The organism is Bacteriovorax stolpii (genome assembly GCF_002872415.1).
Classification (GTDB): Bacteria; Bdellovibrionota; Bacteriovoracia; order Bacteriovoracales; family Bacteriovoracaceae; genus Bacteriovorax; species Bacteriovorax stolpii.
In genome coordinates this window covers 978,558-998,333 of record NZ_CP025704.1, presented here as the reverse complement: position 1 = coordinate 998,333, position 19,776 = coordinate 978,558, and the positions used below count along the sequence as shown (strand labels likewise).

At 40.5% G+C, this 19,776-nt stretch carries 22 protein-coding genes; 14 read left to right on the top strand and 8 right to left on the bottom strand.

Annotated features, from left to right (window positions below; genetic code table 11):
- The first annotated feature begins 270 nt into the window (after positions 1–270).
- The gene (locus C0V70_RS04840; protein WP_102242740.1) at positions 271–780 is read left to right on the top strand and encodes a hypothetical protein; all 510 of its coding nucleotides are present in this window, start codon (positions 271–273) and stop codon (positions 778–780) included.
- Here the strand turns inward: C0V70_RS04840 and C0V70_RS04835 are convergent.
- Together C0V70_RS04835 and C0V70_RS04830 are read right to left on the bottom strand one after the other, a co-directional pair.
- Positions 773–1,228, bottom strand: a complete 456-nt coding sequence (locus C0V70_RS04835; RefSeq protein ID WP_102242739.1) for a YiiD C-terminal domain-containing protein — start codon at positions 1,226–1,228, stop codon at positions 773–775. The genes C0V70_RS04840 and C0V70_RS04835 overlap by 8 nt on opposite strands.
- A 1-nt stretch (position 1,229) precedes the next feature.
- Positions 1,230–2,276, bottom strand: a complete 1,047-nt coding sequence (locus C0V70_RS04830; RefSeq protein ID WP_102242738.1) for an NAD(P)-dependent alcohol dehydrogenase — start codon at positions 2,274–2,276, stop codon at positions 1,230–1,232.
- A gap of 271 nt (positions 2,277–2,547) precedes the next feature.
- On the opposite strand from C0V70_RS04830, the gene C0V70_RS04825 reads away from it, so the two are divergent.
- The 3 genes from C0V70_RS04825 to C0V70_RS04815 all read left to right on the top strand — a co-directional run bounded on the left by C0V70_RS04825 (position 2,548) and on the right by C0V70_RS04815 (position 4,748).
- Positions 2,548–2,838 (top strand): hypothetical protein, encoded by a 291-nt coding sequence (locus tag C0V70_RS04825; RefSeq protein ID WP_102242737.1) that lies wholly within the window; start codon positions 2,548–2,550, stop codon positions 2,836–2,838.
- Between the two features lie 78 nt (positions 2,839–2,916).
- Positions 2,917–3,162 carry a hypothetical protein gene (locus C0V70_RS04820; protein WP_102242736.1) on the top strand — a complete coding sequence of 82 codons (246 nt, stop codon included), beginning with the start codon at positions 2,917–2,919 and terminating at the stop codon, positions 3,160–3,162.
- Between the two features lie 242 nt (positions 3,163–3,404).
- Positions 3,405–4,748, top strand: coding sequence for a hypothetical protein (locus C0V70_RS04815; protein WP_102242735.1), 1,344 nt, complete (start codon positions 3,405–3,407; stop codon positions 4,746–4,748).
- On the opposite strand, the gene rnk is transcribed toward C0V70_RS04815, so the two are convergent.
- Both rnk and C0V70_RS04805 read right to left on the bottom strand, forming a co-directional pair.
- Entirely contained in the window at positions 4,745–5,119 is a 375-nt protein-coding gene (gene rnk, locus C0V70_RS04810) for a nucleoside diphosphate kinase regulator (RefSeq protein ID WP_102242734.1), read from the bottom strand. The two genes, C0V70_RS04815 and rnk, sit on opposite strands and share 4 nt — an antisense overlap.
- A 163-nt stretch (positions 5,120–5,282) precedes the next feature.
- Positions 5,283–6,626, bottom strand: coding sequence for a cytochrome P450 (locus tag C0V70_RS04805; RefSeq protein ID WP_133566717.1), 1,344 nt, complete (start codon positions 6,624–6,626; stop codon positions 5,283–5,285).
- Positions 6,627–6,674: 48 nt separating this feature from the next.
- On the opposite strand from C0V70_RS04805, the gene C0V70_RS04800 reads away from it, so the two are divergent.
- A complete protein-coding gene (locus C0V70_RS04800) occupies positions 6,675–7,934 on the top strand; it encodes a condensation domain-containing protein (RefSeq protein WP_102242732.1) in 1,260 nt (419 codons plus the stop codon).
- On the opposite strand, the gene C0V70_RS04795 is transcribed toward C0V70_RS04800, so the two are convergent.
- Entirely contained in the window at positions 7,909–8,721 is an 813-nt protein-coding gene (locus tag C0V70_RS04795) for a lysophospholipid acyltransferase family protein (RefSeq protein WP_133566716.1), read from the bottom strand. The genes C0V70_RS04800 and C0V70_RS04795 overlap by 26 nt on opposite strands.
- 77 nt (positions 8,722–8,798) lie before the next feature.
- Between C0V70_RS04795 and C0V70_RS04790 the strand changes: the two genes are divergently transcribed.
- Positions 8,799–10,187, top strand: coding sequence for a condensation domain-containing protein (locus C0V70_RS04790; RefSeq protein ID WP_102242730.1), 1,389 nt, complete (start codon positions 8,799–8,801; stop codon positions 10,185–10,187).
- On the opposite strand, the gene C0V70_RS04785 is transcribed toward C0V70_RS04790, so the two are convergent.
- Positions 10,141–11,109, bottom strand: coding sequence for an AraC family transcriptional regulator (locus C0V70_RS04785; protein WP_158649568.1), 969 nt, complete (start codon positions 11,107–11,109; stop codon positions 10,141–10,143). The two genes, C0V70_RS04790 and C0V70_RS04785, sit on opposite strands and share 47 nt — an antisense overlap.
- Positions 11,110–11,219: 110 nt before the next feature.
- Between C0V70_RS04785 and C0V70_RS04780 the strand changes: the two genes are divergently transcribed.
- From C0V70_RS04780 to C0V70_RS04770, 3 genes are all read left to right on the top strand, one after another.
- Positions 11,220–11,525 carry a helix-turn-helix domain-containing protein gene (locus tag C0V70_RS04780; protein WP_102242728.1) on the top strand — a complete coding sequence of 102 codons (306 nt, stop codon included), beginning with the start codon at positions 11,220–11,222 and terminating at the stop codon, positions 11,523–11,525.
- A 111-nt stretch (positions 11,526–11,636) separates the two neighbouring features.
- Positions 11,637–13,355, top strand: a complete 1,719-nt coding sequence (locus C0V70_RS04775) for a HAMP domain-containing methyl-accepting chemotaxis protein (protein WP_102242727.1) — start codon at positions 11,637–11,639, stop codon at positions 13,353–13,355.
- Between the two features lie 8 nt (positions 13,356–13,363).
- Positions 13,364–14,233 (top strand): CheR family methyltransferase, encoded by an 870-nt coding sequence (locus C0V70_RS04770; RefSeq protein WP_102242726.1) that lies wholly within the window; start codon positions 13,364–13,366, stop codon positions 14,231–14,233.
- Here C0V70_RS04770 and C0V70_RS04765 read toward each other — a convergent pair.
- Entirely contained in the window at positions 14,220–14,957 is a 738-nt protein-coding gene (locus tag C0V70_RS04765) for a YoaK family protein (RefSeq protein WP_102242725.1), read from the bottom strand. The two genes, C0V70_RS04770 and C0V70_RS04765, sit on opposite strands and share 14 nt — an antisense overlap.
- A 98-nt stretch (positions 14,958–15,055) precedes the next feature.
- On the opposite strand from C0V70_RS04765, the gene C0V70_RS04760 reads away from it, so the two are divergent.
- The 3 genes from C0V70_RS04760 (at position 15,056) to C0V70_RS04750 (ending at position 17,351) form a co-directional block, all read left to right on the top strand.
- Positions 15,056–16,009 (top strand): hypothetical protein, encoded by a 954-nt coding sequence (locus C0V70_RS04760; RefSeq protein WP_102242724.1) that lies wholly within the window; start codon positions 15,056–15,058, stop codon positions 16,007–16,009.
- A 17-nt stretch (positions 16,010–16,026) separates the two neighbouring features.
- Positions 16,027–16,773, top strand: coding sequence for a type 1 glutamine amidotransferase (locus tag C0V70_RS04755; protein WP_102242723.1), 747 nt, complete (start codon positions 16,027–16,029; stop codon positions 16,771–16,773).
- Between the two features lie 164 nt (positions 16,774–16,937).
- On the top strand, positions 16,938–17,351 hold the full coding sequence (locus C0V70_RS04750; protein WP_102242722.1) for an SPW repeat protein: 414 nt from the start codon (positions 16,938–16,940) through the stop codon (positions 17,349–17,351).
- On the opposite strand, the gene C0V70_RS04745 is transcribed toward C0V70_RS04750, so the two are convergent.
- The gene (locus C0V70_RS04745; protein ID WP_102242721.1) at positions 17,340–18,026 is read right to left on the bottom strand and encodes a transporter substrate-binding domain-containing protein; all 687 of its coding nucleotides are present in this window, start codon (positions 18,024–18,026) and stop codon (positions 17,340–17,342) included. The genes C0V70_RS04750 and C0V70_RS04745 overlap by 12 nt on opposite strands.
- Before the next feature lie 129 nt (positions 18,027–18,155).
- Between C0V70_RS04745 and C0V70_RS04740 the strand changes: the two genes are divergently transcribed.
- Together C0V70_RS04740 and C0V70_RS04735 are read left to right on the top strand one after the other, a co-directional pair.
- On the top strand, positions 18,156–18,941 hold the full coding sequence (locus tag C0V70_RS04740; protein ID WP_158649567.1) for a substrate-binding periplasmic protein: 786 nt from the start codon (positions 18,156–18,158) through the stop codon (positions 18,939–18,941).
- A 61-nt stretch (positions 18,942–19,002) separates the two neighbouring features.
- Positions 19,003–19,758: a substrate-binding periplasmic protein gene (locus C0V70_RS04735; RefSeq protein WP_208107788.1), complete on the top strand. Its 756-nt coding sequence runs from the start codon at positions 19,003–19,005 to the stop codon at positions 19,756–19,758.
- Positions 19,759–19,776 lie beyond the last annotated feature (18 nt).

Below are 19,776 nucleotides of genomic sequence, written 5' to 3'. Positions count from 1 at the left end.
AAATTTCTCTTTGGCATACGACGTGCAATTTATTTTAACGGGAAGCGAAGTGATGAGGTTGCATTGAGGCCCTTCGCGCAAGAGATGAACTTCCAGATGTTCTGGACAAGGCGGACGTAGTAGTCCTATAAAGCGACCGGATCCAGACTAAAAAGGAGACGATAATATCATAAACTATCGAGACTCAAAAAGTTCATCGACCTTTGTTCCCATTATCAATAGAAGCCGCCCTTTTGGGGTGGCTTTTTTAATTGAGGTGGTGTTAAATTTATGGATATGAATGACATTAATAATCTAAAAAAAGAACTTGATATCAAGATCCACGCGCTCTTTAAAGACAATCAGGCGTACCTGGATTACCTACTGCAAACAAAAAAAAATTTTCTTTACCGTTACCTGGAAACATCGACGGATAAAGATATTAAAATCGTAAGCAGTAATGACAAAACACTACTGGCCCAAAGTTACGAAAGTAACATGGGAGATGCCTTTAAGATTGCCGATGCGGAAATCAAAGAAGGAATCAAAAACCTCGCCAAGAGTGTTCCGCGCGAACAAAAACCGCAGGTGCAATACTCACTTAAAACAACTCTTGAAGATCTGCGCGGAGATAACGGCAAAATTGTCATTGAATCAAAAATTAACTGGGGCTTTCCAGAGTTTAACGACAGTAAAGGAAACTTCAAAAAGAAGCAGGTGGTGTTTGAGTACCACGATCCGAATGTCTTTAGAAAAGAGCTCGCTCTAAAATACGAAGAGGCGTGCGAGCTTTTTAATTAGTCTTTTTCATTAATACAAACACCGCTGAGTAATCACAAAGCGGTGTTGAATCATTATCCATAAAAACTTTTGCCTTTAATTGAATCTTTCCAAAACCATTAGTGCCAATTTTCTTTTTAAACTCACTCCACTCTGCTGGAATGATTTCGGCCTTTACTTTAAAATCGCGATCAACAGGCTTCAGATACCTGATTTTGCCTTCGCCAATCACCAGGTCAAAACCTTCCAGTTGATGGGCCGTTTGCAATGAATACATAAGTCCATAACAAGCAGACGTGCACACGGAGTACAAGCTTCCACCAAAAACAGTCCCTTTGTGATTGTGATTCGGCGCCAATGGCACTGAAGCTATACAAGAATCTGTTTTAAATTCATCGAAGATCACTCCCATTTGTTTTACGATAGGGATCTCCACTTCGATCATTGATTGAATGTCTGCTGTCTGCATTTTACGCCTTTTTTAAAGATTCCATATCAATAACAAAACGGTATCTGACGTCGCCTTTTAACATGCGCTCGTAAGCTTCATTGATTTGATTCATATTGATGAGTTCAATATCTGAAGTGATTCCGTGTTTACCGCAGAAGTCTAACATCTCTTGTGTTTCCTGGATACCACCAATCAACGATCCGGCCAGAGAACGTCTGCCAAAAATAAGCGCTGGGGCCTGAACTGCTGGCGCTGTGTTTGGAATTCCTAAGAGTACCATTGAACCGTCACGTTTTAGAAGATTCAAGTATAAGTTCCAATCAAGCTCCACAGAAACGGTATTGATAATTAAATCAAATGTACTTTGTAGCTTGGTAAATGTATCGGGATTTGAAGTGGCATAAAATGCACTCGCTCCTAGCCTCTTTCCGTCTGCTTCTTTTTTTAGACTCTGACTTAAAATAGTAACTTCCGCTCCCATGGCGTGGGCCAGTTTAACGGCCATGTGCCCAAGACCTCCAAGGCCAATTACGGCCACTTTTTTTCCTGGCCCTGCTTTCCAGTGTCTTAGTGGTGAGTAAGTCGTAATACCTGCACATAAAAGTGGGGCCACTCCATCCATCGATAAATTATCTGGAATTTTTAAAACGAAAGATTCTTTAACAACCACTGCAGTTGAATAACCGCCATATGTTCTCGAGCCATCTTTTTCAACCGCGTTGTATGTCCCCACAGAGTTATCACAGTATTGTTCAAGTCCTTCTTTACAAGATTGGCAATGCTGACATGAATCCACTAAACATCCCACACCTACGCGGTCACCGACTTTGAATTTTTTTACACTACTACCAACTTTCGTCACGACTCCAACGATCTCATGCCCTGGGACGATTGGGAAAACAGAACCTCCCCATTCGTTTCTCGCTTGGTGAACATCTGAGTGGCAAACTCCGCAGTGAGTGATTGAGATCTCAACATCATCAGCGCGTGGGTCACGGCGATCAATAGTAAAAGGAGCAAGTGGACTATGGGCATCTTGAGCAGCATAAGCTTTGATATTTTTCATGACATTCTCCATGGTATGAGTTGAAAAAAATGATCACCGCATCTCCCGAGCTGGTCAAGCCCTTTGAAGGTAACTCCCTTGATCCTATTAGAAGTTTTTTAGAAAATGACTATTTTTTAGACGATTTGAGGCATTATGGCAGAGCGACTTTTGACCTGTAGCTTTTTACCCCAGTACTTGAGTGGCTTTTTTTCTCATTTTGAACTCTTAAACTTTGGTACTGAATCTGCATTTCAGTCAAACGAGGAAACATCAAGTTAGGAGACTACTTATGCGCCATTCAAATGAAGAAAAAACAGATGTCGTAAGTGTTATTCTCGACGATCGCGAACTTTTAAATACCTTTGTCGACACTCTGGCCGAAAGAAGTGAGCGAACTTATGAAGATATCTCGCAAGTTATAAGAGCGGAGTCTATAGGTGGAATTCAGCGAATAAGGTGTTACATTTGGAAGTCACTCAAAGACTTGCTTCACAAGATTGCACAAAAAACTCAAGTGTTGGCAGTACTAGCGGAATATCACGCAAAAAAAGAAGTAAAGAAGATCAAAAAGAATATATAAGAAGAACTCTCTAATGCTGTGGTTTTAAACTTGCACTTTTTCCTCCTAGGCAGCACGTCTTTTCACAGGAGGAAACCTATGGACACTTTACAAAGATTCCACTCTGACGATCCCAAAGAACAAGCACTCAATATCGCTCAAAGCATTTATGAGCTCAAACGCTATTGTCACGATGAAAGCGTGCATGTAAAAGACCCTAAAGCACAAGCATTGTTTGAGACTACGGCTGAAGTTCTAGCAGGGCTAGAAAAGGCCTTCAGTGACTTTCAGTCAGAAAATGTTGGCGGGTGGGTGAACGATGAAAATCGCCCAACACCTATGTAAGAGTTCAAATGTAGATTGGTGGTCTTAAGAATGTTTTAATTTTCTAGTGGCAAAGTTTAAACAACACTCTAAAAAAGCTTTCAAGAAAGTTGATCCCACAAAGGCTTCCGCCGAAGCCCTTCAAAAACACTTCTCTGTGAGCGCAAAGAAAAGCTGATCATTCTATTCCACTTTTTAGAAGTCATTGACGATTGCTCTGCACACTCGTTAGTGTTGAAGAGACACTTTTTCAAGGAAGAAAAATGAAAACATCCCTAGTGGCCATGATCGCCCTGGTCTGGTCTTTTACTCTTAATGCTGAAAGTATTTTCCACGCTCCCAAAACATTTAAAACAGCTGAAGGACAAGTTGTTTTTATCGATATAAAAACAGCGGACTACTCAGTCACATACGATCCTAAAACTAAAAAAGTCATGGCCCAATCGATTCTCGTCTTTGAAACTAAGGAGACCGGCATGGTCGCCTTCGACCTGGTAGAAAACCCAACGAGTATGAGTTTAGATGGAGAAGCAATTTCTTCAAAAGTCATCAGCTCTCCAGATAAAGACACGTGGTTTAGAATCGCACTTAAAAATACAACTCCAGGACTACATAAACTGGAAATCAGCTCACCAATTACCCAAAGTGTGAGCTTTGGAAGCGAGGGTGTCTCTTCTGCGTTCTGGTTTACTGATTTAGGGGACCGCTCTTACCTAGAAGCTTACTTGCCAGCAAACTTTGAATTCGATCAGTATCAAATCACATTAAATCTTGATTTTAAAACCATGAATAAACAAAAAATTTATACCAATGGCAAAGTCACGACTCTGGAAAACAACCGCTATAGAATCGAATTCCCAGAGACCTATACTTCTTCATCGCTTTACTTTCACACGGCATGGGCAGGACGTTATAACGAAAAGAGTTTTGTGTTTAAATCTCTCGACGGAAGAGAACTTCCGGCCATCGTTTATACAGGGGATAAAAGTTTAAACCTGGAGAGCATAAAAACTAAAATCACTCAAAGCCTCGACGCTCTGGAAACGAAGTATGGTCCTTTCCTGCACCAAAGTGTCACAGTCTTTATCGCCGGCAGCGGAGGAATGGAATACTGTGGGGCCACGATGACTGATGTCTGGGCGCTTAACCATGAACTGACTCATTCCTACTTTGCCCGCGGTGGTTTCATGCCGGCCAATGGAAACTCCGGATGGATCGATGAAGCCATCACGACATGGAGTGATACAGGAGCAAGCACGCTGGAGAACCCAAACAATATTCGTTCGAACATGGCCGGGAATTCAGAGTACCGCCGCTACACACACATAGATGCTTACACTCAAGGGAAAAACTTCATGGCCTACTTGAATTATAAGTATCAAGCCAGCGGTGGCCTAAGTGCTTTTTTAAATCAGCTGATCTCAAGTGAATCTTTCAGACCAATGACGACTGAGGAATTTGTTGGCAAGATGTCTGATTTTTACAGTGAGGACTTGATGCCGCTTTTTAAGAAGCACACTTATTCAGGCAAAAGTGTCCAAGGCACTCCAGGTGAGCACCCTATTCATATGAAAATGACCATTCAAGAAATGCGAAGCCTTCTTTAAGGCTTCGCAACTTCTAAAATCCTAAGCGTCTTCGTTTTTCCATCAGGGAACATCCAATTAATCTCCTGTCCCACTCGAAGGCCAATCAGCGCTGATCCTAAAGGGGCCAGAATAGAAATACGCCCTTCTTCAAAGTTCGCTTCACTTGGATAAGTCAAAGTGATGGTCATGGTTTTATCTTCCTGCACAGTCAGGAATGTCACCTTAGAATTCATCATCACCAGATCCGTTGGAATCTCATGCTCGCCAATAATTTTGGCGCGCTCAATTTCAATTTCTAAATTCTCATAATCACCGCTGCTCTTAAAACTTAAGAGATGCCTGATTCTTAAATAATCACGTTCTGTGAGTAAAATCACATCGTCGTACATACGAAGTCCTTGGTTGAAGTTAAATAAATGGGGAAAATGTTATGAATGTAAAGGTGACCGAGGGCAAGGCTCCCCAGTCAAAACTATAGTGCGATGGTTTTGCGTGATGAAATAGTGAATAGAAATGATTTCTGTTGAGTCATAGGACCATTTTAACAGAAGATTATTTCTTATGCAATGTCAGGCGAACGGGGCGGTCGGTCTTAAGGGTGACATACCCTTTAACTCCCACTTCTTTCTGCATAGTTGTCATTTTAAAATGCTTGAAAAATTCTAAAGCAAACACCGTGATTTCCATCAACGAAAAGCGCGACCCAATACAATTTCTTTTGCCAATGCTAAAAGGCACAAAAGCTCCGCGTGGAAGATTCTTCATAACTTCACTATCTAAAAATCTTTCGGGCATAAAATCATCAGGATTATTCCACCATCTCGGATCGCGATGAGCGACATATGGACAAACAGCAAGGACGTGACCTTTTTTAACATTCCACTGTCCTACTGAATTATCCTCAGTAATGTTGCGGGCAATAACCCATCCGGCAGGATAAAGTCTCATTGTTTCGTTAATGATGGCCTCAAGAAAAGGATATTTTCCTAACTCATTTGATGTTTCAAATTTATAATCACCGCTCTCAAGCTCTTTAATTAAGCGTTCTTGATACTCTGGCTTTTTGGCCAACAAATAATAAAACCAGCTCATTGTAATCGCCGTCGTTTCATGACCGGCAATTAAAAACGACATGACCTGATCAAAAACTTCTTCGCGGCTCAAGTTGTGTTTATCTTCGTCTTCTGCGGCAATTAAAAGGTCCAGCATGTCTTTTGAATCACGGCCCTTATTCTGAACTTTATTATCGTATAGCTTTTCAATTTCGGTCTTCACTCTTTTTAAAGCACTTTTAAACTCTACATGCTCTTGCACTGGAAAATTGAGGGGGACATTTATAAGATTAGTCATTCTGCGAGAAACAAACCGCATGCAAATGTGCATGTCGTGGGCCATTTGGTCCATCTTTTGAGGATCGAGACTCGAACCAAAAAATGAAGTCACAGCAACCTCTAGGGCAAAATCAAACATCTTTCTCGACCAGTCGAGCTCTTGCTCCACTTCAAGCCTGGCCACAAATTGCTCTGAAGCCTTTTTAATCTGGACTAGTAAAATATCCAGACCATTTTTTCCAAAGATAGGATTGAGCATGCGCCTTTGCTTTTCCCAGTCCTTTCCTTCACTGGTCAAAAGCCCAGTCCCCATTAAGTGCCTTAACTGATTGTATTGATCACCCTTGATATAGATATCAGATTTGTCCTGAAGAACTTCTTTGATATGGTCGGGATGAAAAAACAGATAAAAGCTCTTCCAGCCAATGCGTGCGGTGATGGCATCACCATAAAGACGGGCCATACGAGGGTAAAAATGAACCCCCTCATCTTTCATTTGAAATAGATTGCCTAGGAAGAGATTTCCTTGGGCCTTAGGAGGAGAATTCAACCTTGTTTGATTCATGAATTCAATGTTAAGCTTAGAAAGAACTCTCGTCAATTAAGGGAATACATGACTCAAGTGAAGTTATCTTTTCAGGACACTTTTCTGCTCGCTTTTGAAAGAGAGGACCTTCCTTTTAACTCATTCTTTTATTTTGAATCAGAAACCGCTTTTGACTTAAAAAAAATCAGACAAACCTTCATCAAACAAGTGGAATTAGAGCCGCAGTTAAACCTGATCTGCTCGTATGAAACCGGCAAATGCACATATCGCAAATTTTCAAACAGTGAAATTGCCAATGCCATCACAACATTGATGACCGACAAACACGAAGAGACGTTTCTCGCTTCTCACTTTGATGAAACCTCTCCACCTGTAAAATTAGGATTGATGAATAAAAATGGAAAACACCTGCTCATCTTCTCTTTCCATCATCCGCTTTTTGATGGCCACGCCCAAATGAATTATCTGCAGGATTTTTTTACAATTTATCGCGGAGAAGACTACACTCCACGTTCTCTTTCTGATGTTGTCCATTTTAGAAGTTACTTTCTTAAAACCTCACCGCTTTGGTATTTAAAGCAGCTTTTTGGACTTTTTAAACGCGAGAAAAAAGAACCTATTTTGATCTCTCGCTTTTTTGACCACGAGACAACCTCTCGTGTTATGAGCTACTCACTTTTGGAGTATGATAAAAAAAGCATTGATCAATCAGTTAGAAAAACGAAACTTTCGCCCACTACCTTTTTCTCTTTCTGCGCCCTGCGCGCTTTTGACCGCATCCAAAAAGAACGTGGCGATAGCCAAAATCCAGTTGTGATCTACATCCCAAAGAGCATGCGCTTTGAGATGAAAAAAATGCGCGCCTTCCAAAACCTGGTTGGTTTTATCTGGATGAAATTTAAAAGAGAAAAAATCACCAACGAACAGGCGTTGGAGCACTTTAGAGACTTTTACAAATACCGCTCTGGCGGGGATGAAATAAGAAAGGTTCTCTTTTTTGCAGGTCTTATTACTAAATTTACTTCTTACCAAAAACTTCGTTTTCTCCTGGAGAAGAAAGAAAAAAAAGTTCACGACTGCTCTATTCTTATCAGCAGCGGTCGCACACCTAAAGAAGTTGTTTTCCCTGATGAGTTTAAAAATGCTAAATTCTATGCCCGCGGAACAATGTATCGCTCGCCAGGAATTGGCATTTTGGTCACAAGCAATGAAAACCGCGACTTTGTTTGCGTAGAGTATTTAAAAGGCGCTTTTAAGAAAGAAAGTATTGAGCGCTTTTGCCAGATTCTTGATGAAGAAATTAAGAGTCATAGATCTGATTCATAATCTCAGCCACCTTGTCTTCCAGTTCATCCTGACTCATCTGAGTCGTTTTTAATCTTGAATGAAAAGTCATCGTAATTTTTGAAGGAAAAATCACCGTCAATGGTGTGATGGAAAAAACAAAAATGCCCAGTGGGACTATCGCCCACCAGGGAAGTGAAAGCAATGTCATGAGAAAAATAAAAAGGCCACACATAAGAATCTGACCGAGAGAAACTGAAAGCCACTTCAATCCCAAAATCCAGGGAAGCACCAGTATCTTTGAAAGCCACTGACTCTGAAAAAATACTGGATTTACAAAATGGCTGCCTTTAAAAGTAATAGGCACGACATCTACTCCATTTTCTTTGGCGATTTTTGCCCAACCGTGGCTGTCTCTAAAAGAATTTTTCTTATAATCAGCCAAACTGCGCAAGGCCTGTTTGTTTCCACCTGGAAAAATAAGAACCGAATCTCCTGCTGCAAAAACTTCTCTTGCCACTTCATAAGTCGCTGGGACAGCTCCCACCCATTCGTAATACTCTTTAATCAATGGCACACGAAAAATAGAGGGGTGAGTAAAACCAAAAACGATATGGGAATGATTAAACAATCGATCCACTTCAAAGAGGATACTATGGCTTTCAATCAGGGCCCCAATATTGTGGTTGGAAACATAGAGTGTTGGGACTGCTTTAAGGTCTTCTTTTTGGATGACTTCCAGGCGGAAATACACCCTAAAAAGGGGATGTAATAGGGCCTTGAGCCCCTTAATAAGTCCTGGTTTACGCTTATTCCATGAGTTAGTCATTGTCTAATTATCCCACGGCCCGAGTGTTTTTTACAGGGTTTTCCCAACGCTCCTAAGGATTAGTCTATGATGAAGCCATGGTACTAAAAAACCGCCTCCCATTAAATAGCTTAGAAAAGTTCATGCTCGCGCACGAATCGGAGACAATTGCCTACAATAGCCAGATCATCGTTGAATTTGACGGCACTTTAGACCCCCTCTTTTTTAAGCAGATCCTTAAACAAGCGGTGAATGATATCCCATGGCTTAGAACAAAAACCACTCAAGGGGTTTTTGGCTGGAGCCGCTCAGTTATCAGTGCCGATGATGTTAATTTAAACCTGGCACTTAAAATCAGCGATCACCCAGTATCAGTTTCTGAGATTGACAATTTCTGTTCACAGAAATTTGACTTAGAAAACGCACATACATTTACTTTTTTAATTTCACCACTGCCAGGCAATCGCCACCAGTTAATTTTTAATGTTCACCATACTCTTTGCGATGCTGCCGGACAATTCTTAATCATGGAAGAAATCTTTAGATTAATGAATAACATGCCCGTTCGCGAAGAAGCAAAAAAGATGGAGACCTTTCGTTACCGCCACCTATGGACGCTGATGGGAGCGAAATGGTTTATCGGCAAACTTTGGGAAAATAGAAAGTCTCTTAAGAGCCAGCGCCAATACAAAATGGCCTCTCTTGTTGATCATCCTGAATCATCAGGACGCCAGGTTTCTTCTCTTACTTTCGATTTAAGCGAAGATCAAAGACAATCTCTGCGCGAACTCTCTAAGAGCGCTCAGGCCAGCCTGACAGAGTATATTGCTTTTAATGCATTTAGCGCATACGACCTGACTTTACGCGAGCGTGGAGACATGAAGACGCCTATCATGGCCTATCTTCCAAAGACACTTCGTCCCCTATTGCGTATTCGCTACTCATTCCAGAACATTCTTTCAACAGTTGTAGTTGTAGGAAAGCGCGATGAAATTCATCAGCCAAAATTTCTATCTAAAATTAAGCATATTATCCAATCACATAAAATGGATCAGGCCGCGAAGTTTATCTTCAACACACTTCTTCCATGTGCTTTGATACCAACTAAAAAATTACAAACTTTTTTTAAGAAGATCGATAGCGATCCAGAAAACCTGACTTGCTCAATGCTTATTAGCGCCGGAAAAGTTCCAAGGTCATACACTTTCCCTCAAGAGTGGAAAAATATTAGGATTTGGGCAAGAGGAACAATGTTAAAGTCTCCAGGTGTCGGAATTATTTATACTGGAACAAATGACTGCGAGACCATTACTATTGAATATGTCAAAGGACTAACCGATCTAGCGACAGTAGAATCGTTAAAAAAGAATTTACTTATGATTCTGTCTTCAAAACCTGAAGAAAAAGAAACAACTAACCAGCTCAAGATTCAATTAATTCCTAAATCACAGGAACATCTGGCTCCACAAGAAGCAATTCTTCAGTAACCACTTTTCCCTTTTTATAATTTCGTTTGAATTCACCTGGAGTCACACCACAGGCCTCTTTGAAGACTTTACTGAAAGCACTTTCTGACTCATAACCAACACTGTGAGCGACTTCGGCGATACTCATATTATTCTTCTGAAATAGAAGTCCTGCCTTATGCACACGCCATCTCGTTAAATATTCCAACGGAGACAACCCCACGACCAGCTTAAAGCGCGAAGCAAATGCTGAACGGGACATACCAGCTTTTTCGGCCATCGTCCCGACCGTCCATTTATAACCTATATCCTGATGAATGCCGATCATCACATCTTTTAGATTTTCATCAAGAGAAGCTGCAAGCCAACCTGAAAGTGAGTCCCTGAAATCGATAGAATAACTTCTTAGAGCATAGACAAAAAATATCTCACAAAGCCTGTCAACGATGGCCTGAGAGCCGATCAAATGGTTTTCAGACTCCACCATCATTAGTTCAAAAATACTTCGGAAGGCCCGGCAACGAACCCGGCATACCGGTAAGTGCATTTCAGAGGGAAGAATCTTAATGAGTAAATCAAGATTATAATCCAAATTAAAAAAGCCAGTAATGACTAAAGCTGCATCACCATCTCCGCCATACCTCAGACGATTTCCATCTTGCTCCAATAAACATAAGTTTTCAAATTCCGTCGGCAATCTTTCCTGCTCATCAGAAAGGATGTAATCATCATCGCTAAAGAGCAGAAACATATCGCCACTCAAGAGTTGGATGCCTTCTGGAGATTTTTTTGTACGTATCCAGCATGTATTTTCAAATACCAGGATAAACCTAACATCTCCTCTACACCTGGCTTTTATCGACCATGGCGCTTTTACCTCATGAACAAGGTAGGACGCCTTAATTACACGAATGGATTCGAAAACTTCTTCCAGAATGTCCACCAGCTTCTCCCGATTTGGACGAATGAGCACTTTAAAAAGACGAACAAATAGAACGATTATTTAATACAGAATATACAATTATACAAAACTAACTCACCAATCCTAAAAAAATGCCATATTCGCGCGAGCACATTTCAAAAAGACTTAAGCGTTTTAGAGAGGCCCGTAATCTCACAATGAGAGAAGCCGCGAAACGAATTGGCGTTCCAGAAACGACATATCGTGAATGGGAGTACGGAAGAGCGATAAGAGGTGAACCTTACGTGAATATTGCCCGGGCCTTTGAAGTTACATTAGAGGACCTATTGGGAGATCCGGGTATTTCCAATGCTAGTTACGACACAGAATTCGACAACCTGATCGAAGAAATCCTAAAACTTAAAGCCCGTATAAGAAATCTCAAAGATCCTAAATAAAACCGATATTTCGTTTTTCTTACGAGAATCAGACAATTCATCAAAATAAAATGTTTGTATGCCGAATGGCATACGTCTCTAAAAACAATCTTCAAAAAAAAGGGAGCTTCAATGAAAAAATTTAGTCTCAATGCGAAACTCGCTTTTGTTCTGGCGATTTTCATCATTGCCAGTTGTACAATCGCTGTTCTTGGTATTTACAACATGAACGCTATGAATGGCACTATCGTAGGCATCACTGAAACCTTTGTTCCTAGGATGCAGAATTCGTACAGAGTCCAAACAGAATTTCGTCAGCTGGCCATCAGGCAGGCAATGCTTATTATTGAAGAAACAAAAGAAGGCAAAGAAAAAATCAACAAAGAATTGGATGACAGTCATAAAAACATGATTGCTTTTCTTGAAACTGCTAAAAAAGAATCTTCCAAAGAGAGACTTCCAGAATGGGAAAGAATTGAAGGAGAATTCAAAGCATGGTGGGAAAAATCTCTTATCATTCAAAAAGCTGCCTTATTAAATGATGATAAAACAGCAAGCACAGTTAACAAAGAAGCACGTCTCATTAGAAGAGAAGCAGAAGCAACACTTCTTGAACTTGTTGCTGCCAATGAAAAAGTCCTAAGCACTGAAGCAACCAAAGCAGAAGAGAATTTCCATACAGCAAAAAATCTAATGCTTTTTATTAGTATCTTCTCTACTTTGGCCGCAACGGCAATTGCCTTTGTTATTTTAAAGGCTACATCAAAGGCCATTCAAGATGTCATTAGATCGCTTGATGAAGGCTCTATTCAAGTTAGCAGTGCTGCTAATCAGATCGCCTCTTCATCAGAAGAACTTTCACAAGCAACGACTGAGCAGGCTTCAGCTCTTGAGCAAACAGCAACATCGATTGAAGAGATGAATTCAATGGTAGCTAAAAATTCTGACAATGCTAATTCAACGGCACAAATGACATCTAATTCTCATCAGGCCGCAGTTGAAGGTAAAGCAGTTGTTGAACAAATGATTAATTCAATGAACTCAATTAATGAAAGTAACAGCAACATCATGAGAGAAGTTAACCGCAGCAACGAAAGTATGATTGGGTTTGTTAAAGTCATTGAAGAAATCGGAAGTAAAACAAAGATCATCAACGATATCGTTTTCCAGACAAAGCTGCTTTCATTCAACGCTTCAGTTGAAGCAGCAAGAGCGGGAGAGCATGGCAAAGGTTTCGCTGTCGTTGCCGAAGAAGTTGGTAAACTTGCGCAAGTGAGTGGAACAGCTGCCCTCGAAATTAGTACAATGCTGGAAGAAAGTGTAGAAAAAGCAAACCAGGTTGCAGCTGAGACAAAAACAAGTGTTGAAAAATTAATTCAGGAAGGAAAACTTAAAGTTGAAGATGGTGTACTGATTGCACAAAAATGCGGTGATATGCTGGAAGAAATCGTTAAAAACGTATCAGGTGTCTCTCACATGGCCACTGAAATCGCGTCGGCCAGCCAGGAACAGGCCCAAGGTGTCCAAGAAATTACTAAGGCAATGGGACAGCTCGATCAGATGACCCAGGTCAATTCTGCGACTTCTGAAGAATGTGCAAGTGCTGCCGAGGAACTTTCAGCTCAAGCCGATTCTCTTAAAAATGCAGTTTCTCAATTAGTTTTGACTATTAACGGAGAAAAAAATGGGACTCATACTCATGCATATGAGGCTCCTAAATCTGTAGCAAAAGTTCAAAAAAGTAATGTTGTGCCAATGAAAGCAGCTAAAAGAGCTACTCCAAAAATGGATTATAAAAAAGCTTCAGGAGATGTGCCTCATTACAACAACCCTGGTTTTGAAGATATTTAGGTAATATAATGATCACCGATTCTTTATGGACGGCCTTTGGGCCGTCCCCTCTTACTCAAGAAGATTTTGAATACTTTGCCGGGAAAATAAAAAAACTCTCCGGCATCTCAATGAAGCAGGCAAAGTTGGATTTAATCAAAACCAGGCTGACTCAAAGACTGCGCGAGCACAGTTATAAAAATTTTTCTGACTATAGAAATTACCTGGAAACACTCCCCGATACGCATGAGGAGTGGCAGGAATTTATCAACATCCTGACAACCAACAAAACGGATTTTTTCCGCGAGCCGGATCATTTTCATTTTCTTATCCAGTATATTCTTCCTAAGTGGCTCAAGGAAGATAAAACAACTTTTCACATCTGGTCTGCTGCGGCCTCAACCGGCGAAGAGGCCTATACCCTCGCAATGATACTCAAGCACTATCTTCCACCGGGGCGAGATTTCAAAATCATCGGAACCGATATCGATACCAAGGTCTTAAAAACTGCTGAGAATGCTGTCTACTCTCTTTCTAAACTTCATGAAATACCGGATCTTTACCGAGATGAATGTTTAGACATTGGCGAACGTGAAGCAAAGGGGTGGTTTAGAATCAAAGCACACTTAAAAGAGAAAGTGACTTTCGTGCCTCACAATTTAATTGAAGCTTCTTTTGTTGATGATAAAGGTGCTCCTAAAATCTTTGATTTGATCTTATGTCGAAATGTTCTTATTTATTTTGATAAAAAAACAACTGAATTGATCGCTCATAAACTATATGAACACACGATTGATCAGGGCTTTTTGTTCATTGGTCACTCTGAATCTTTTCAGGGCTGCACTCATTCGTGGCTAAACCACAATTCATCTATTTACCAAAAGGCTAAGCGCGCTTGAACAGCTGAAAATAAAGCATCATCAGGAAAAGAACCCCGGAAGTCAGCGCCGGGATAATAAATCCCAGATACTCCAGGTGATTAAAAGCGTAACCACCTACGACAGAACCAAGACCAAAAAAGAAAATGATCCCAACTCTCATCATAGTGGCCTTCTTTTCATTATCCAGAGGCCCTTCAATTTTTTTATAATTAATTAAGCGCACTAACCCAATTCCCAAATCGGTTGTAATCCCCGTAAGGTGAGTTGTTCGCACGACTGACTTTGAAACGGTGGTAATAGTTCCATTCTGAACACCACAAATAAAACACAGAAGAACTAAAAGCAAATAGTCTCCAAGGCTATAAACACTTTCACCAAATACACCTAGCTTCCCACTCACTCCTCCTAAAAGCACAATGAGAATAAGAAAAAAGATCACACCAAAGGCGATATAGTATTTTGGTTTTTTATGCTGTTTTAATCTGATGTCGACCAACACCCCACTCAACATGGCCCCGAGAAGAAAAAAGAGTGGCACAATCAACATCCCGATGGCGTGACTTGAATCCTCTTTGTTGAGTTCATAACCAAAAAAAGTCGCAAACCCCGTGACATGCGAGACGAAACGATGACAGGCCATAAAGCCACCGATATTGAGGACCCCGGCCTGGAAGGCCATGGTCATCCAGATGGATACATTACTTCTTGAATAGTGAGAGATTGATTCATTTCCGTAGATCATTGATCATCCTTTTGTCTTTCAAGTATTTTAATCTATGACGTATTTTTCCGCCAAGCACTCTGTCTTGTGAGAATCAAAAAAAATACTATACTTGGGAAATGGTTGCACTCCTGATGATTTTACTGAGAACTCTCAGCTTTTCTTACGCTGAAGATGATCATTGCCGTTATTTCAAATACTGCGGGAGTAGTTCCTCTCAAGGCTCCAGCAAATCCGCACCTTCAGCTTCCATTGCCTCATCACTAAACCCGGGTAACATCAGTAAGATTAAGGGACTGGGTGTTGAATTTTCCTATCAACCGAGCAATCCAGTTGGTTATGCCATAGTGACTGGAAATGGAAAACTGGGCGGGGCCCTTATCGCCTCATCTGGCGACAATACTTTTTTTGGAAACCGTGCGATCGAAATCGATGATGTCTATCTTCAAAGAAGAGTAGATAACAAAAGATACAAAAATAAAAAACTCCACGGGGCCATCGGTCTTTCTTTGATCGATAAATCAAATTTTGGTCTCGACCTGGGACTTTCGGCCAAACGCCATTCTGAGATTGGAAGAATTAATCCCGGAATGGGCGTCTCTGGAAAACTTTATTTTTTAAATTTTGGATACTACGTCTACAAAGACGATGCGAAGATCGCTTTGAATGATTATACCAATCCCTACAGCGGCATCCCCTATTCTCTTTTTTACGGTTCTGAGACATACGAAGAAAAGTACACTGTGGCAACTCTCACGTTGGGGACAAAGATTAAGAATTTTGCCTTTGATCTTGCGGCCATTAAAACTGATTACAAATTCTACACGAAGCCTACAAGCATCAGGATCTACTCAAGCTCATACCTCTTTAAAAGCGTCCTCTTTAACCTTGCTTACCGCCAGGAAGAATCAGATAACTTAAAGGAGAAAGATGGAATGCTTTCAATAGAAAGAAAAAAATCCGATATCTATGGAGGAGTTCAATATATGGCAAGTAAAAACCTAATGTTCGGGGTTGCCTACAATGCTTTTCTTTTAAATGAATTCTCTGCCAACTTAACTCTTTTCCTGTAATCAGGTATAATCAAAATATGAGAAAAGTCCTCGTCTTCCAGCATGTCGCCCACACAATTCTTGGAACTCTTAATCCCACACTCAAGTCCCGTGGCCTTAATATGCGCTATGTGAATTTCGAGCGCACTCCTGATGAACAGCCTTCAGTTCAAAAATACAACGGGCTTATCGTTCTCGGTGGGCACATGGGCGTTTATGAAGCTGATAAATACCGTCACATCAAAGTCGAAATGCAACTCATCGAAGAGGCGCTAAAAAAAGAAATTCCTATTTTAGGAATCTGCCTGGGGGCCCAACTCCTGGCGCACGTTCTTGGAGCAGAAGTTCGAAAGAGTGCAGAAAAAGAAATTGGTTGGTGCGATGTTAATCTCACTGACGAAGGTGCAAAGGACCCGCTTTTTTCTCACTTTAAAAAGACTGAAAAAATATTTCAACTTCACGGTGACACTTTCGACATTCCTCGCGGAGCCACCCATCTGGCTTCATCTGATGTCTGTACCGGGCAGGCCTTTAAGTATGGTGATAAAGCTTATGGAATACAATTTCACCTGGAAGCTGACCAAGCGATGATTATGCGTTGGCTGGATAACCCAAGAAATCAGGAAGAGATGTTTAAGACGCACTCTCCTTTTTCAGCTGAAACAATCAGAACAGAAACAGAAAAATATATTGCTCACTCGACCGATTTAAGTCAGAAAACATTTGATCAATTTATCAATCTTTTCTCTCTTAAAGAGCGCCCTGTTCGCCTGGGGTCGAGGTAAGACTTTTTGCCCCATTTCCCTCTCAAAAAAGTGACTAAATCTTTATTTTTAGAATGACATTTTTTGGCATCTTTTATGCTCAATCTACATTGGATAGGGCAGTAGACGTGTGTCTTTGTCCGAACTAAAACAGTAGGCCATTTAAGCTCACTGGAGGAGTGTTTATGAAAAATCTAATGACAGACGCTCATTGGGAAAACTGGGTCAATTTTTTATCAGGTCTATGGGTTTTACTCATTCCCTTTACTATGGGGGCCGGTTTTAATTCAAACCCGGGAGCTGTAAACGTTGTTTCGTGGAATTTTCTCATGATTGGTGCCATCGTTTCAACTCTATCAATTATTTCGATTCGACAATTGAAACCATGGCCTGAATGGTTGATTTTCTTTTTTGGGGCCTGGTTAATTTTCTCACCATGGTTCCTGCTTTACTCACACAATCACGTTCTTTTATGGAACTCAATTGTCTTCGGTGTGTTGATTTCAGCTTCTTCCGGGCTGGCCATTCCGATTGCCGAAAAGAAAATTTATCATAGAGTGATGAGACATCATGACAACAATTTATTACTAAAACACTAAGTGTAATTTTTTTGCTGATTTCTGAAGTTTATCAAGTATATTTTTCGCTGTCGCCTGTGAGCATCCAATCCCATGCGACAGCGTTTTTACTTCCTGGACAACAATGACTTTCCTATCATGAAACTCCGGCATCTTCTCGATTGCAAGATTAGATGCTACGACTAAGTCAACTCTTTTCATCAAGAGCATATGAACTATTGAATTCAAGTTGAACAATAACTCGGCCTCAATATTTTTTTCTTTTAAAATGTCGATTGCAACAGAAGTATTAGTAATAATTTTTACTTTCTTATTGTAGCTTAAGTCTTTTAGGTTCCATCTTCTGATGTCATTGCCTCTTTGATAAACCTTAAAAATAGTTTTTACTGGATGGTCATAAATAAACTGAATATTCATTTTTTCTCGTGCTTTAGTTCTTAACAAAGTAAGATTGCACCCTGGTTTCTTTCCACTGAGAAAAATTTCCAGGCGTGGGATTGAGACAAATTGATAGTGGAACTTGATTCCAGATTCTTTTGAGAGTTTTTCAAAGCCATCTAACCACTCCCCTTTAACTTCTTTATTATCGTCTTGGTAAATGAGTGGTCTGATCTCAAAAACATAAATGGGCAGAACGTCTTCTGCAGACGCCTTCATTGACAAAAGCAATAATGCCAGAATGAAGCTCCATTTCATGTTTAATCCTCTCTAAGACCTTATTTTAGTATGCTTCCCTCTCGAGTGCAGTATTTTTATAATAAATTTAGTTGTCATTGATTTTCATGCTTTTTAGAATAAAAGTATAATTTTTATTTGTGGATGGGTATGCGCTCATATTTATTTTCCCTGACTTTCACTGCTCTTTTCTTCTCTTCAGCCGCTACTGCTGAGCCAATTAAGCTTTGTTACGAAGATGTCGTGGTTTTCCCATGGATTACCGGTGACAAACAAGGACTCGCACTTAGCGAAATGATATATATTGAAAAGAAATTAAACATTCGTTTTAAGTATGTCAGACTTCCATGGAAGCGTTGTATGCTTGAAGCTCAGTCGGGAAAAGTTGATGCTTTAATCGCAGCGAGCTTTACTAGTGAGCGCACAAAATGGGGAGTCTACCCTACCAAAAATAACGGCCAATTAGACACTTCCTTAAAGCTTCACTCTGATAGTTACATTGTGTATGTGAGAAACGACAGCACCATCCGCTGGGAAGATGGAAAATTCATTAATCTAGGGAGCAATCAAGTTGGTGTGCAACTTGGCTATAGTGTAGGAAATGATCTGCAGGAGGCCGGATACCCTGTTTATTCAACGAGCTCAACCGCAGCTGAACTTCTTGAGGCCCTTCAAAAAAAAGTCGTCAATGTCGCTGTTTTACAACATATGCCTTCAATTAAAACTCTCAATGAAAAACCAGCACTAGGCAAAGGTATCTCAGCAATGCCACAGCCTTTTAAAGAAATGGATCAGTATCTACTATTTACAAAAACCTTCTACGCACATAATAAGGATCTCACTCACAAGATCTGGAATACAATCCCGCAGGCACGCGAAAGTGGTGAGTACCAAAAATTAAAAAAGACACTGCTGGGAAGCCCGAAAATTGATTAGCATACCGAAAGAATTCTTTGCTTGGAATGCTCTACCTGATTCGCTAGAATAAACGACATTTATGAGAACACTTTTCCTCCGCCTTGTGGCCAGCACATTCATTATGCTTCTTCCAGCGCTCGCCCTTGCAGAAAGAGTCGTGTTTGCTTCTCCTGAAGAAATTCCACCAAAAATTTTCCGCGAGAACGGAAAACTTCGCGGAACATACGTCGACATTATCAAAGCGATATGTGCTCGTTTAAAAATTGATCCTGTCTTTGAGCAATATCCCTGGCCTCGTGCTATAACGATGGCGAAAAATGGAAAGGTCGATGCGATTTTTCCTCCTTTTAAGACACCAGAGCGCTTGGAATTCCTTTATTTTCCTTTTGAACCTGTCAGCTACACTCGCAATGCTATCTTTGCCAGAAAAGCGAGAAACATTAATGTGCGCAGTCTGGAAGATTTAAAAAATCTCGTTGTTGGAATTAACGATCAATATTCTTATGGCCAGCAGTTTGATAATTTTAAAAAGAATCTCACACTTGATCTCAGTCGCAATGAAGAGATGCAAATCAATAAACTAAGTCATGAAGGCAAAGTCCGCATGGATGTGGCCGCAGCTTCTGAGGAGCCTTTTAAGTATCTCAGTAAAAAAATGGGGTATGCTAAAGAGCTTGAAATGGTTTACGTCATTTCAGAAACTCCTTCTTACGTTGCCTTCTCTAAGGCCAAAGGAGAGAAGGCTAAAAAGCTCGCTGAGAATTTCAGCCGAACTCTCAATCAACTAAAAAAAGAAGGCGTTATTGATGCCATTCACGATTCTTACTTAAAATAAAGGCCCCAAAAGGGGCCT

Bases quoted from the DNA above. Each gene is read 5' to 3' on its own strand.
- C0V70_RS04825 (WP_102242737.1), top strand. From the start codon at position 2,548: ATGCGCCATTCAAATGAAGAAAAAACAGATGTCGTAAGTGTTATTCTC.
- C0V70_RS04765 (WP_102242725.1), bottom strand. From the start codon at position 14,957: ATGATCTACGGAAATGAATCAATCTCTCACTATTCAAGAAGTAATGTA.
- C0V70_RS04745 (WP_102242721.1), bottom strand. From the start codon at position 18,026: ATGAAATGGAGCTTCATTCTGGCATTATTGCTTTTGTCAATGAAGGCG.
- C0V70_RS04790 (WP_102242730.1), top strand. From the start codon at position 8,799: ATGGTACTAAAAAACCGCCTCCCATTAAATAGCTTAGAAAAGTTCATG.
- rnk (WP_102242734.1), bottom strand. From the start codon at position 5,119: ATGTACGACGATGTGATTTTACTCACAGAACGTGATTATTTAAGAATC.
- C0V70_RS04805 (WP_133566717.1), bottom strand. From the start codon at position 6,626: ATGAATCAAACAAGGTTGAATTCTCCTCCTAAGGCCCAAGGAAATCTC.
- C0V70_RS04795 (WP_133566716.1), bottom strand. From the start codon at position 8,721: ATGACTAACTCATGGAATAAGCGTAAACCAGGACTTATTAAGGGGCTC.
- C0V70_RS04735 (WP_208107788.1), top strand. From the start codon at position 19,003: ATGAGAACACTTTTCCTCCGCCTTGTGGCCAGCACATTCATTATGCTT.
- C0V70_RS04820 (WP_102242736.1), top strand. From the start codon at position 2,917: ATGGACACTTTACAAAGATTCCACTCTGACGATCCCAAAGAACAAGCA.
- C0V70_RS04830 (WP_102242738.1), bottom strand. From the start codon at position 2,276: ATGAAAAATATCAAAGCTTATGCTGCTCAAGATGCCCATAGTCCACTT.
- C0V70_RS04835 (WP_102242739.1), bottom strand. From the start codon at position 1,228: ATGCAGACAGCAGACATTCAATCAATGATCGAAGTGGAGATCCCTATC.
- C0V70_RS04750 (WP_102242722.1), top strand. From the start codon at position 16,938: ATGAAAAATCTAATGACAGACGCTCATTGGGAAAACTGGGTCAATTTT.
- C0V70_RS04740 (WP_158649567.1), top strand. From the start codon at position 18,156: ATGCGCTCATATTTATTTTCCCTGACTTTCACTGCTCTTTTCTTCTCT.
- C0V70_RS04800 (WP_102242732.1), top strand. From the start codon at position 6,675: ATGACTCAAGTGAAGTTATCTTTTCAGGACACTTTTCTGCTCGCTTTT.
- C0V70_RS04775 (WP_102242727.1), top strand. From the start codon at position 11,637: ATGAAAAAATTTAGTCTCAATGCGAAACTCGCTTTTGTTCTGGCGATT.
- C0V70_RS04780 (WP_102242728.1), top strand. From the start codon at position 11,220: ATGCCATATTCGCGCGAGCACATTTCAAAAAGACTTAAGCGTTTTAGA.
- C0V70_RS04760 (WP_102242724.1), top strand. From the start codon at position 15,056: ATGGTTGCACTCCTGATGATTTTACTGAGAACTCTCAGCTTTTCTTAC.
- C0V70_RS04755 (WP_102242723.1), top strand. From the start codon at position 16,027: ATGAGAAAAGTCCTCGTCTTCCAGCATGTCGCCCACACAATTCTTGGA.
- C0V70_RS04770 (WP_102242726.1), top strand. From the start codon at position 13,364: ATGATCACCGATTCTTTATGGACGGCCTTTGGGCCGTCCCCTCTTACT.
- C0V70_RS04815 (WP_102242735.1), top strand. From the start codon at position 3,405: ATGAAAACATCCCTAGTGGCCATGATCGCCCTGGTCTGGTCTTTTACT.
- C0V70_RS04840 (WP_102242740.1), top strand. From the start codon at position 271: ATGGATATGAATGACATTAATAATCTAAAAAAAGAACTTGATATCAAG.